Annotated in this window: 8 protein-coding genes; 7 read left to right on the top strand and 1 reads right to left on the bottom strand. The window is 35.5% G+C overall.

Annotation, left to right across the window (positions count from 1 at the left end; all coding sequences use genetic code 11):
- Positions 1–17 precede the first annotated feature (17 nt).
- The 5 genes from hisS to H8S01_RS04040 all read left to right on the top strand — a co-directional run bounded on the left by hisS (position 18) and on the right by H8S01_RS04040 (position 5,304).
- Positions 18–1,271 (top strand): histidine--tRNA ligase, encoded by a 1,254-nt coding sequence (gene hisS, locus H8S01_RS04060; protein ID WP_186836265.1) that lies wholly within the window; start codon positions 18–20, stop codon positions 1,269–1,271.
- 374 nt (positions 1,272–1,645) lie between these two features.
- Positions 1,646–3,199, top strand: a complete 1,554-nt coding sequence (locus H8S01_RS04055; protein ID WP_186836264.1) for a hypothetical protein — start codon at positions 1,646–1,648, stop codon at positions 3,197–3,199.
- A gap of 12 nt (positions 3,200–3,211) precedes the next feature.
- Positions 3,212–3,838, top strand: a complete 627-nt coding sequence (locus tag H8S01_RS04050) for a hypothetical protein (RefSeq protein ID WP_186836263.1) — start codon at positions 3,212–3,214, stop codon at positions 3,836–3,838.
- A gap of 124 nt (positions 3,839–3,962) precedes the next feature.
- Positions 3,963–4,493 carry a hypothetical protein gene (locus H8S01_RS04045; protein WP_186836262.1) on the top strand — a complete coding sequence of 177 codons (531 nt, stop codon included), beginning with the start codon at positions 3,963–3,965 and terminating at the stop codon, positions 4,491–4,493.
- A 43-nt stretch (positions 4,494–4,536) separates the two neighbouring features.
- Entirely contained in the window at positions 4,537–5,304 is a 768-nt protein-coding gene (locus H8S01_RS04040) for a hypothetical protein (protein ID WP_021866979.1), read from the top strand.
- Between the two features lie 102 nt (positions 5,305–5,406).
- Here the strand turns inward: H8S01_RS04040 and H8S01_RS04035 are convergent, their stop codons facing one another.
- Positions 5,407–5,928, bottom strand: a complete 522-nt coding sequence (locus H8S01_RS04035) for a hypothetical protein (protein ID WP_186836261.1) — start codon at positions 5,926–5,928, stop codon at positions 5,407–5,409.
- Between the two features lie 72 nt (positions 5,929–6,000).
- On the opposite strand from H8S01_RS04035, the gene H8S01_RS04030 reads away from it, so the two are divergent.
- Positions 6,001–9,294, top strand: a complete 3,294-nt coding sequence (locus tag H8S01_RS04030; RefSeq protein ID WP_186836260.1) for a PD-(D/E)XK nuclease family protein — start codon at positions 6,001–6,003, stop codon at positions 9,292–9,294.
- The gene (addA, locus tag H8S01_RS04025) at positions 9,275–13,003 is read left to right on the top strand and encodes a helicase-exonuclease AddAB subunit AddA (protein ID WP_186836259.1); all 3,729 of its coding nucleotides are present in this window, start codon (positions 9,275–9,277) and stop codon (positions 13,001–13,003) included. The genes H8S01_RS04030 and addA overlap by 20 nt, the downstream gene beginning before the upstream one ends.
- Positions 13,004–13,021 lie beyond the last annotated feature (18 nt).

Here is a 13,021-nt window from a genome sequence, read left to right as displayed (position 1 = left end):
AAAAGGAAAGTTTGAAAATGAAAATAACATCAGTAAAGGGAACTAACGATTATCTTCCTAACGAAGTGGAGATTCGTGATTATCTTCAGGAAAGAATTCTCAGTGTATATAAGGAAAATGGTTTTGAACATATCATTACACCTGCAATAGAAGATATTGAAAATCTTGATAAGAGTGACGGCGGTGAGAATCTTAATCTTATATTTAAGATTATGAAGCGAGGAGATAAGCTTGACAAAGCACTTGCTTCAGGAGTTACTGCTGCAAATGAAAATGAACTTGCGGATATGGGCTTAAGGTATGACCTTACACTTCCGTTGAGCCGTTATTATGCCAACAACAAAGATAAGCTTACACTTCCAATGAAGTGTATACAGATTGACCGTGTATACAGAGCCGAGAGACCTCAGAAGGGAAGACTTCGTGAGTTTATTCAGTGCGATATTGATATTATCGGTTCAGAGTCTACGGATTCGGAGATTGAACTTATTCTTACAACAACAAAGGCTCTTGATGCAATCGGTCTTAAAAATTATAAGGTTAAGTTAAATGACAGAAGACTTTTACGTGCTGTTCTTCAGTCATTTGGATTTGCGGAAAATGATTTGGACAGTGTATGTATCACATTTGATAAAATGGACAAAATCGGTCTTATGGGAGTTGTTGAAGAACTTACAGAAAAGGGTTTTGAAAAGGATGCTGTCGATAACTTTGAAAAGTTCTTATCAGAGGGCGATTTTACTCTTGAAAGCTTAAAGTCACGTCTTGAGGACAAAACTCCGGCAGAAAGCCTTGAACATATCATTGACACTGTAAATGAACTTACAGTCAATGCGTTTGAACTTGTATTTGATTTGTCACTTGTAAGAGGACAGGGATATTATACAGGAACTGTATTTGAAGTTGAAAGTATTGATTTCAAGGGAGCTGTTGCAGGCGGCGGAAGATACGACCACCTTATCGGCAAATTCCTCAATGAAGATATTCCTGCTGTAGGTTTCTCAATCGGTTTTGAGAGAATATTCGGAATTCTTATGAATAACGGAATCAGTATTGAACAGAGAGCCGACAAGATTGCGGTTGTATATGAGGACGGACAGTTAAAAGATGCTGTCAAGGCGGCTGATGCTTTAAGAGCACAGGGGAAAATCGCGTCATTATACATCAAGCCTAAAAAGCTTGGCAAGTTCCTTAACAAACTTGAAGAACGCGGTTACGACGGATTTCTTAATGTCGGCGTGAGCGAAGAAGTGAGCATGTTTGAGAAGTAAGTTTTTTATCAGATGTTTTGTCAGCGTTGAAACAGAAGAACATATTACCGGGGCGAATATGAATACAGGCTTAAATAGTACCACATTTTTAAGATAAGAAAATTTTAAGATAAGTAAAACAGTGCTGCCACATATTAAAGGACGTTAGTCTTTAGATATGCGGCAGCACTGTTTGTTAATTTATGTGGACAATATTACAAAAAGTAAACTGTATTTATTTTTATATGAAAAATAATAGACATATGATAAAATATCAGTTATAATTGTGCTTGTATAAATACAAAAATATGTGAAGTTTGCAAAAAGATATTGCGGAGTATGATTTATCTTTTTGATTACTGCGTATATTGATGCAAAAGAAGAGCAGGAGGGTTATGAAAAATACTAAATTATTATTTGAAATGTTACTTGTAGGATTGATTTTTGTTACATGTCTTTTTAAAAGCAGGGAAAGAATTTGTGCGGGAGAGCTTCAGGTTGAATGTGTATTACATAAAATTGAGATATGTAATATATGTCAGCATGATTTTAATAGTTCATTATGTTCACATTCAAAGGGAGTATTATATGGTGGAAATGAATGTACACCATATGAGGAAAGGTATTGTAATATATGTGGTGAAAATATAGTTTATTGTGAGCATGAAGAAGGCGTTGAATATGGAGGTACAGAATGTAATCCGTGGGAAAGGTGCAATATCTGCGGAAATAATTATTATGATGCCGGTGGTGCCTGTTCACATTGGAAGGGCGAGTATTATGGCGGTGAGGAGTGTTCGCCATATGAAATTTATGTATGTAATATATGTGGTGAAAATTATTGGGGAGGTAGCTGTTCGCACAGTGAAGGAGCATGGTATGATGAAGGATATTGTGAACTTGATAAATTAACAATATGTAATATCTGTGGAAATAATTATTTCGACCCTGATGGTGCGTGTTCACATTGGGAAGGTGAAATGTATGGACAGGTGGAATGTACAACAACTACAATATGTAATATTTGTGGGAATAATTATTATGATATTGATGGTGCCTGTTCACATTGGAAGGGTAATTATTACGGAGGTACAGTATGTGAGTATAATTATTTGAAAATATGCAACTTGTGTGGTAATAATTATAATGACCCTAGTGCATGTGGACACTGGGAAGGGCAGAGTTATGGAGACGAAGAGTGTAATCCTACAGATAAAATGATGTGTAATATATGTAATGACTGGTACATGAATTGTTGCCATATAGTTGGACGTGAGTATAAGAATATAGCATATTATTTTTATATTGAGAGTAGATATGACCAAATGAATAGTGATGTATCAGATTTAGAAAAAATAGGAAATGATGAGAATAATCCATATAATGATTCGAATAAAATATATGCTGTGGTAAAGTATGAAACAAATAGTAATGAACAATTTATTAACGCATGGAATTCGTTAGGTATATATGATGAAAAAGATTGTTGTATATATACAGTTATAATGAATATGCATGGTAATGAATACGAGATATCAAATGGTGTCGGAAAAGGTTACAGTTTTAAGTTAGATACAAGTGATATTGAATCATTAAAAAAGAAACCGGTACAAAGACTGGTTTTGTTACAATGTTCGGTCGGAAAAATAAGTTCAGCAGGAGAGAATATTGCATCTTCATTTGCAAGAGTTGTAAGCGGACGGGTTTTGGCAGGAGATGCGGAAGTGAATAATAATAAAATAGAGGGTGAATATATGGGACAGTTCCCGGATGAAGATAATTTTACATCAATAAATATGAATACATATGTGAGATATTATGTAAAAGAGGGAAGTAACGGATGGTTTATATACAAATATGATTGGAATGAGCGTAAAATAAAATATGAATATATGGCGGAGGCTGTTAAGAAGTTTAGGATATATCAGCTTTTAGCTTTTTTTGATTAAAGGATATAATAGATGAAAAAAATAAGTATAAGAAGGATATTCAGTCTTATTCTGATAGTTTTTGTTATCGGAGGAGTATTATATATCAACAGTCCGAGATATATAATAAAGCGGACGGTAATGTGGTATGAAAGAGATTTTACAATACCTGTATTTTGTAAAAAAGTAAGGTTTGAATATGACAGGAAAACGGGAAATTATACGGGAAAGTTTAAAATCAGTGAACATCAGGCACAAAAGATAATAGAAAAATTAGATTACTGTAAAGAAAGAGGATTAAAAGCATATGAAAAGAATTCTATAGTAAATGAAGAAAATTTAGAAAGCCTGAGTCCGGGTATTCTTAACTGTACGTATGTATGGACTCTTATGTTAAAAATAAATTATGAAAAACATGAGTGGGAAAAAAGAGAATATGTTGACGGGAAGAAATTATATCCTGAAGAGTGGATGATAGAAGATGACGCACAGATATTGGAAATCTATACAAGCCATCCGCAAAGATGGGGAAAGTACACGTTGTATAAGGGAAAAGATGTTACGTCATATATAACAATATATAAAAATTCAAAAAATGAGTATTATTTCTGCATAAAATATACAGATTTTTCTGATTGGGACGGGATAAAGATGGATTAAAGGATATAATAGATGAAAAAAATAAGTATAAGTAAGAAGGATATTCAGTTTTATTCTGATAGTTTTTGTTATCGGAGGAGTATTATATATCAACAGTCCGAGATATATAATAAAGCGGACGGTAATGTGGTATGAAAGAGATTTTACAATACCTGTATTTTGTAAAAAAGTAAGGTTTGAATATGACAGGAAAACGGGAAATTATACGGGGAAGTTTAAAATCAGTGAACATCAGTCCGAAAAGATAATAGAAAAATTAAATTATTGTCAGGAAAGAGGGTTAAAAGCACATGAAAAGAATTCTATAGTAAATGAAGAAAATTTAGAAAGTCTGAATCCTGATATTCTTAACTGTACATATATATGTACGCTTATGTTGAAAATAAATTATGAAAAGCATGAGTGGGAAAAAAGAGAATATGTTGACGGAAAGAAGCTATATCCTGAAGAGTGGATGATAGAAGATGACGCACAGATATTGGAAATCTATAAAAGTCACCCGCAAAGCTGGGGAAAGTATACATTGTATAAGGGAAAAGATGTTATGTCATACATAACAATATATAAAAATTCAAAAAATGAGTATTATTTTTGCATAAAATATACTGATTTTTCGGACTGGAAAGGAATAGATTATAGTATATCAGGAAAATAATACAGCCGCGATATCCTTTATAACCAAAAAGGAGGATTGTTAAATGGGCAGAAAAAAGAAAAATATAATTATTATAATATGTGTATTGAGCATAGTCATTGTATATTTTTTAATTAACTTTCTGATATGGGGGATTGTACCGCCTAAGAAGAAAATATATTTTTTAAACAATGAAGTGTCATTAAAGTACGAAAGAAAAAAACGTAATAATGGAATTATATCTGTTGTGTATAAAGATTCTGCGGGGAATGATTATATATTTGACAGAAACGGGAAATTGACGGGATATTACGATGTCGGCGGAGGAGCTGATTTTCCGGGTTATGATGCGGCTGAAATAAATCCGTCTGATGACAGTGATGAAGCATTGATATATTCTTTGGGACAGAAAGCGAAAACTGTTTTTGAAGAATTGATTATCGATAAGAGCAGAATTTCACAATATGAGTTAATTACTTCCGAAACATTTACTTCATATGGGGTGTGCCAATTCTCGTTTGTGAAGAGTATTAACGGATTTAATACTAATGATACGTTAAGTATTGCGATTGACAGAGACGGAAAGATAAAATCATACACAGGCAGTCGTCAGGGGATATTTGATAATCTTACAGTCAATGCAGATAGGTCTGACATAGAGAAATTTATAGATGAAAAAGTGAATTCGCGGTATAAAAATCAGACTGTGAAATATAACGTGAACAGCATGACTATAGATAAGAAAAAGAATAAGTTTTATATCAGATGTTTTGTCGGCGTTGAAACAGAAGAGTATATTACCGGGGACGAATATGAATACAGGCTTAAATAGTGCCACATTTTTAAGATAAGAAAATTTTAAGATAAGTAAAACAGTGCTGCCGCATATTAAAGGACGTTAGTCTTTAGATATGCGGCAGCACTGTTTGTTAATTTATTTCGCCCCTGTTACAACAGCTTTGTCAAGGGCGTTTTTTATGCCGGAGAGAATCATGCTTGAAGTGTATTTGCTGTCGGCACTGTAAGTTATATTCTGCGTGCTTCCGTTTATTTTTACGGCAGAAGCGATTTCTTCAAAATTATCATTTAACATAGGATACATTGTTGTTACGCTGTCAGACAGATTGACAAGCTCTATATTATTAATATTATTTTTATCAAGAGTTACTTTTATATCTACAGGATTTCCATCAAGCATGATAGAAGCAGTGTATACACCGGGTGTGTAGGTTACCGGTGAATTTTTGTATGTAGAATTCCTGACATCTGAGGAATCAGTATCCGCAGCGGATTTTACATCGGTAGATGTCATTCTGGCATTGCCGGATGATGAGCCGGAATCATTTTTTCCAATATTGAAATATAATACAATGCCGGCGATAAGGACAATTGCGGCAATAACGGCGATGATAAGCCATTTCATACGGATTACAACAATTTTTGTCTGAGAATTCATAGTCATTTACCTCGTTTTTTGTTATTATAAAGATATGCGGAATCAGTATGAAATATGAATGGAGGAAATAAAATGTCACTTCAGATTGTAGCAGGTGGTTCGGGGGCAGGAAAATCAACATATATATACTCGGATGTAATTGAGAAATCCATGAAATATCCTGAAAAAAACTATATTGTCGTAGTTCCTGAACAGTATACGATGGCAACACAGAAGAAACTTGTTGATAGCCATCCGCGAAAAGGAATTCTTAATATAGATGTTGTGAGTTTTGAGCGTCTTTCTTATAAGGTGTTTGAAGAAATAGGCGGACAGAATCATCCGGTTCTTGACGATACAGGTAAAAATCTTATTGTCCGTAAAGTCCTTGGCGATAACAGGGATAAGCTGAGATATTTTGGCAGCAATATCAACAAGACGGGATTTGTCTCAGAATTAAAGTCGGTTATATCGGAATTTCTTCAATATGATATAGACGTAAAAAGACTTGGTGAAATTCGGGAAAGAGTGGAAGACAGCAGACAGCTTTCAGCCAAGCTTGATGACATTTCGGTTGTATATTCTGCATTTAAAGAATATCTGGCTGATAATTATATAACTTCAGAAGAGATATTATCTGTTCTTTGCAGTGTTATTGACCGTTCGGAAAACATAAAAAGAAGCGAAATTATACTTGACGGATTTACAGGATTTACACCGATACAGTACAGGCTTATTGAACTTCTTCTTATATATTCAGGTAAAGTTATAGTTTCAGTGACGGCAGATTCAAGAGAAAAGCTTAATGTCAATGAGGGGGTACAGCAGCTTTTCTTTATGAGTAAAGAGATGGTATCAAAGCTTTATAGAATCTGTGATGTAATACATGTTGACGTGTTAAATCCTATAATACTTGACAATGAAAAAAATCCGAGATTTGTTTCGGATGAGATAGCTTTTCTTGAAAAAAATATTTTCAGAAATAATAATCAGTCATATAACAAAAAATGTGAAGATATAAAAATTATTACTGCACAGACACCAAAGGAGGAACTGAATTACTGTATCAGTGAGATTTTAAGGCTTACAAGATACGAAGGATACAGATATCGAGATATAGCGATAGTTTCGGCTGATATGGCTTCATATGGAATTCTTGCCGGAAATATATGCAGACAGAACAGGATTCCGTGTTTTGTCGATAACAAGAAGCCTGTAACCGACAATCCATTTGTCGAGTATATAAGAAGTGCACTTGAAATAATTGAAAAGAGCTTTACATACGATTCGATGTTCAGGTATCTGCGTTCGGGAATGTCGGGAATAAGCCGTGAAGATGTTGATTTGCTTGACAATTACTGCCTTGCAGTCGGTATACGTGGTTCAAAGCAGTGGCATGGCACATGGGTAAAAAAAGGCAGAGGCAGAAGTGCATATCCGCTTGATTATCTCAATGAACTTCGTGAAAAGATTATGAAGCCGCTTGAGATACTTGAGAAAGCATTAAAAGACAAAGATTCACTTGTAAAAGATTATGCAAGAGGGCTGTACGAGTTTATAAAAGCGTCCGATTGTTACAAAAAGATTAATGAATACGCAGATATGGAAGATACGGGAGCCGAGTATGAGCAGTTATATAAAAAAGTTATCGATTTTCTTGATAAAATAGTCGAACTGCTTGGTACCGAAAAGATTGCAATAGCTGAATTTAACAGGATTGTTGATTCTGGCTTTGCTGAGATAAAAGTCGGACTTATACCGCCGTCATCAGACTGTGTCCTTATCGGTGATATAGAAAGAACGCGTCTTGATGATGTAAAAGTCATGTTTTTTGTCGGTGTAAATGATGGGCTTATACCAAAATCAAATGACAAAGCCGGGATTTTGTCAGAGACTGACAGAGATGTACTTGAAAATGCAGATGTGACATTGTCACCCGGTGCAAGGCAGAAGGCTTTTGTTCAGCGATTCTACCTTTATATGATACTGACAAAGGCTTCGGACAGGCTTTATATAACATATTCATCAAAGGGTGATGACGGAAAGGGCAGACTGCCGTCATATCTTATAAGAAATATAAGAAAGCTGTATCCGTCGATAGGTATTTATCCTGCATCACAATTTACATCGCAGATGTCATATATAAAGATTCCGAAAGCGGAAATTGTATACAGTGATGAAAATTATATAAAAGTGCTTGGTGAAAATATTGCAGCGTCACTGTTTGGCGGTGAAATTACAGGAAGCGTTTCATCATTTGAGACATTTGCATCATGCCAGTTTGCATATTTTCTAAGATATGGACTGGGACTTGAGGAACGTGAAAAGTATACATTTGAAGTCGCAGATTTTGGTACTGTGCTTCACAGTGTGCTGGAAAGAATCAGTTCACATTTAAAGCATGAGAAAAAGCCGATAGCAAGTCTTTCTGATGAGGAGAGAAGAAAGCTTGTATCGGAGACACTTGGAAATATCAGTGCGGATTATGCCGATACAATCCTTAAAGATTCTGGAAGAAATGAATTTCTTATAAGAAGGATGGAAGATCTCGCTGACAGAACTTTGTGGGCTGTCGGAAAGCAGCTTGAAAAGGGGGTATTTGCACCTGACGTATTTGAGATGCCGTTTATCATAGATGAACATGAGATAAGGTCCGGCGAAAATACCGGAAGAATGGTGATAAAAGGAAAGATAGACAGAATTGACATCTGTGAGGATGATGACAATGTCTATGTAAGAATTGTCGATTACAAGTCAGGAAAATCTGATTTTGACCTGCTTAAAGCATATTACGGAATAAAGATGCAGCTTGTTGTATATATGCGTGCGGCAATGCAGATAGAGAAAAAACGCCACCCTGACAAGAATATTATTCCGGCAGGACTTTTGTATTATAATATTGACAATCCGATTGTGGAACTGGACAGCACGGCAAGTGATTTGCCGGATGATGGGACATCAGTTGAAAAGATGATATTTGAAGCACTTGCAATGAAAGGTGTTGTCAACTGTGACGGTAACATAATTAAAAATATGGATAGTTCTGATGTGAAAAAATCTGATGTTATTCCTGTAAGTTACAAAAAGGATGGCACAATTGATTCACGAAGCCATATTTTAAATACGGATCAGTTTATTTCACTTGATAATTATATTGCAAAGAAAACTTCTGATGTGGGTAAAAAAATATATTCGGGAGCTGATAAGATAAATCCGTATAAAGATGGCAATTACAGCTCATGTTCATATTGTCCGTATAATGAGGTGTGCGGATTTTCACAAAATCTTGGTAATATAAAGTTCAGGCAGATTCAGAAATTTGATGATGCACAGCTTTGGGAAAATATAAAGGAAGGAGTTGACGAGGATGGCAGCAAACTGGACTGATAAACAAAAACAGGCCATTTACGTTTCGGGCAGAAGTTCACTTGTGGCTGCCGCCGCAGGCTCAGGAAAAACAGCTGTATTAGTTGAACGTATAATAAAAAAAATTACAGATGAAAATCATCCTGTCGATATAGACAGGCTTGTTGTTGTTACATTTACAAAAGCGGCAGCAGCCGAGATGAGGCAGAGAATCCGTGAAGCACTTGATAATATCCTTGAGAGCAGCCCGGGAAATGAAAATATCATAAGGCAGCAGTCACTTATACATAATGCAAAGATAACGACTATTGACAGTTTCTGTCTTAATATTGTGAGAAATTATTTTTCGGATATTGATGTTGACCCGGGATTTCGTACTGCGGATGATGGCGAAATCAAGCTCCTTGAAAATGATGTCATGGATGATATGCTTGAAGAATACTATTCTTCCGGAAATGAAGATTTTCTTCAGTTTGTCGATGCTTACGGAACAGGCAGGGATGATTCTAAAATTGTTGACATTATAATGAAAATATATAATGCGGCAAGAAGCTGTCCGTGGGAAGATGAGTGGTATGAGGAATGTCTTGAAAATTATCTTGTGACAGAAAAATCAATGGACTCCAATCCTTGTATACAATATTTATTTAATGATTTAAAGAAAAGTCTTGAAGATTTTGACGGTATATTTGATAAGCTTGAAAAAATATGTCAGAGTCCGGATGGACCTGCAGGCTATCTTGCGACAGTAAGCGAAGACCATCAGCTTATAAAGATGCTTATCAATTCTGAAAATTTTGAGATGCTTGTAAAAAGGATAAATCTTTCTTCATTTGGAAATATCGGAAGATGCAGTAAAGGTGTTGATGAAGAAAAGAAGAATTATGTGAAACAGGAAAGGGATAATTTCAAGAATTTCCTGACAAAAGATGTTAAAGGAAAGCTGATAACGGGGGATATTAATAAGATTTATAAGGATATTGTGGATAACACTCCGGCAGTGAGAATGATGGTTCATCTTGCTCTTGAATTTTCGCAGAGGATGAGCGGGGAAAAGAAGAGAAGAAATGTTATTGATTTTAATGATATGGAACACATGGCTCTAAATATTCTTATAAAACGTGAAAACGGACAGAAAATCCGAACTGATGCGGCTAAGACACTTGCCGGCTTTTATGAGGAAATACTTATTGATGAATATCAGGACAGTAATCTTTTGCAGGAAGTGATTCTTACAGCTGTTTCAAAAGATGGACAAAACATTTATATGGTAGGTGATGTCAAGCAGAGTATCTATAAGTTCAGAATGGCATGTCCGGAACTTTTTATTGAAAAATATAATTCGTATGATGTATATAACAGCGATTCGCAGACTGATTCTGCGGAATCTTTAGATGCAGTAAAAATAGAGCTTCAGACTAATTTCAGAAGCCGCAGGAATGTACTCGAGTGTACGAATGATGTATTTTACAGGCTTATGAATGAATCATACTGCGGTATGGCATACAATGATGAAGTAAGGCTTAATACAGGACTTGTATATCCCGAGTGTCCGCCTGATGTTATTATTAATGCAAAAAAATATAAGACAATGAATTTTGGCATGGATGATAAGACAGAAATATATGCTTTTGAATCTGATGATGATACGGATTCGGGCAGTCATGAGACTGAGGCGGGAGCTGTTGCTGATATTATAGAAAATCTTATGAGCTGCAAAAATGGCAGAGTGTATATGGTGTATGATAAAAATGCTGATGGCAGATACAGACCTTTAAGATACAGTGATATTGTTATTCTTACAAGAACTGTTTCCGGATGGGCGGAAAGTTTTGTCAATACGCTTATGAGCAGGGATATTCCGGCATATTCTGACACATCACAGGGATATTTCAGTGTAAGGGAAATACAGATTTTAGTAAGTTTTCTTACAGTAATTGATAATCCGCTTCAGGATATACCACTGTCGGCTGTTATGCTTTCGTATTTTGGAAGATTTGATACGACAGAACTTGCCGCTATAAGGCAGACTGATAAAAAGACAAGGCTTTATAATCAGCTTACATCATTGGAAAATAATGAAAAGGTTGCGAAATTCCTTAAACTTCTTAACTCATACAGGGTAAAAAGTGAGATTATGTCTGTGTATGATCTTTTATGGGATGTTATTTACAACACAGGATACTATGATTATGTAAAGACAATGCCGGCCGGGGAGAGAAGGCAGGCAAATCTTGATATGCTTCTTTACAAGGCTGCACAGTTTGAAAAGACAAGTTACAGTGGATTATTTAACTTTTTAAGATACATAGAGCGTATGAAAAAATTTGAAGTCGAGATAGGTGAAGCATCGCTGCTTGGCGAAAATGATAATCTTGTGCGTGTAATGAGTATCCATAAGAGCAAAGGCCTTGAGTTTCCTGTTGTTATTCTTACGGGAATGGGTAAAAAGATAAATAATAAAGATGCTGCCGGAGATGTTGTAATCGACAGGGAACTTGGAATAGGTACTAATGTTGTGCGTGTTAAAGAAAGAACAAAGAGCCAGACAATTATAAAGAGTGCAGTTTCTAAAAAGATTATCCGTGATAATATAAGCGAAGAAATGAGAATTCTCTATGTTGCGATGACGAGAGCAAGAGAGAAACTGTTTATCACAGGAACTGTAAAAGATGAAGGAAAGGCAGAAGAGACATGGCATAGCAAATCCATATTTCTTGCTGAAAAAGGGATATTTGACTATGCTGATGATGCGTCATGCCAGAATTATTTTGATATGGTAATGCCACAGGCACTCATGGATGAGAGTGTTAATAATGGAAGATTTTTTGTCACATTTGGTAAACCGCAGGACTTTTTTGATACAAGCGGGGCTTCATATATTGATGACTTTGTGCAGACAGATGATGTCACACAGACAGATGCTGCTGTTGTGGTGGATGAATCGATAGAAAATGATTATGATGAAAACACACAGGAGGATTTTGAAACACAAAATCAGGAAATTGTGGAACTTCCGGAATATCCGTATGAAAATGATACTGAAAGAAAAGCAAAAGTTACGGTATCCGAACTTAAACAGATGCAGCACGATTCGGATTTTGATGAAAAATCACAGATGCATGAATCTATTGCAGGTATTACGGATACAGAGGAAGATGATGAGCCTGTTCCGTCATTTATGAGTGATGAAGAAGCGGTTCTTAAAGGAAGCAGGAGGGGAAGTGCATATCACAGGATTATGGAATGTATTGATTATGGTAAACTTCCTGATAATGAAGATGAAATGATTGATGCCATAAAAAGTGAAATCGCAGACATGCTTTCTGATGAAAAAATTGACAAATCACAGAAACAATGCGTAAAAGTGCGGGATATTGCAGCATTTTGCACTTCACAGATAGGAAAACGTGTAAAAAATGCGTCAATGGCAGGCAAGGTCTGGCGTGAGCAGCCTTTTGTGTTTGAGATGACTGATGAAAATGACCAGGCATTTGGACAGCTTATACAGGGCGTAATTGATTTGTATATAGTTGAAAATGATGAGATTACAATAGTCGATTATAAGACAGACAGAGTTTTAAAAGGCAAAAAGGGCGAAGAGGAACTCAGAAGCCGCTACAGTATACAGCTTGATTATTACGCAAAAGCATTAAGCCGTCTTACAGGATTAAATGTAAAAGAAAAAATTATATATTCATTTACGCTTGGATATGCAATAGATGTATGATTTTTAGTTAAATAATTG

This window comes from Lachnospira hominis (ex Liu et al. 2021) (assembly GCF_014287955.1).
Lineage (GTDB): Bacteria > Bacillota > Clostridia > Lachnospirales > Lachnospiraceae > Lachnospira > Lachnospira hominis.
Note: the sequence above shows the minus strand (reverse complement) of the source record. Positions and strands in the feature narration are given on the sequence as shown.

Bases quoted from the DNA above. Each gene is read 5' to 3' on its own strand.
- H8S01_RS04045 (WP_186836262.1), top strand. From the start codon at position 3,963: ATGTGGTATGAAAGAGATTTTACAATACCTGTATTTTGTAAAAAAGTA.
- addA (WP_186836259.1), top strand. From the start codon at position 9,275: ATGGCAGCAAACTGGACTGATAAACAAAAACAGGCCATTTACGTTTCG.
- H8S01_RS04035 (WP_186836261.1), bottom strand. From the start codon at position 5,928: ATGAATTCTCAGACAAAAATTGTTGTAATCCGTATGAAATGGCTTATC.
- H8S01_RS04050 (WP_186836263.1), top strand. From the start codon at position 3,212: ATGAAAAAAATAAGTATAAGAAGGATATTCAGTCTTATTCTGATAGTT.
- H8S01_RS04040 (WP_021866979.1), top strand. From the start codon at position 4,537: ATGGGCAGAAAAAAGAAAAATATAATTATTATAATATGTGTATTGAGC.
- H8S01_RS04030 (WP_186836260.1), top strand. From the start codon at position 6,001: ATGTCACTTCAGATTGTAGCAGGTGGTTCGGGGGCAGGAAAATCAACA.
- hisS (WP_186836265.1), top strand. From the start codon at position 18: ATGAAAATAACATCAGTAAAGGGAACTAACGATTATCTTCCTAACGAA.
- H8S01_RS04055 (WP_186836264.1), top strand. From the start codon at position 1,646: ATGAAAAATACTAAATTATTATTTGAAATGTTACTTGTAGGATTGATT.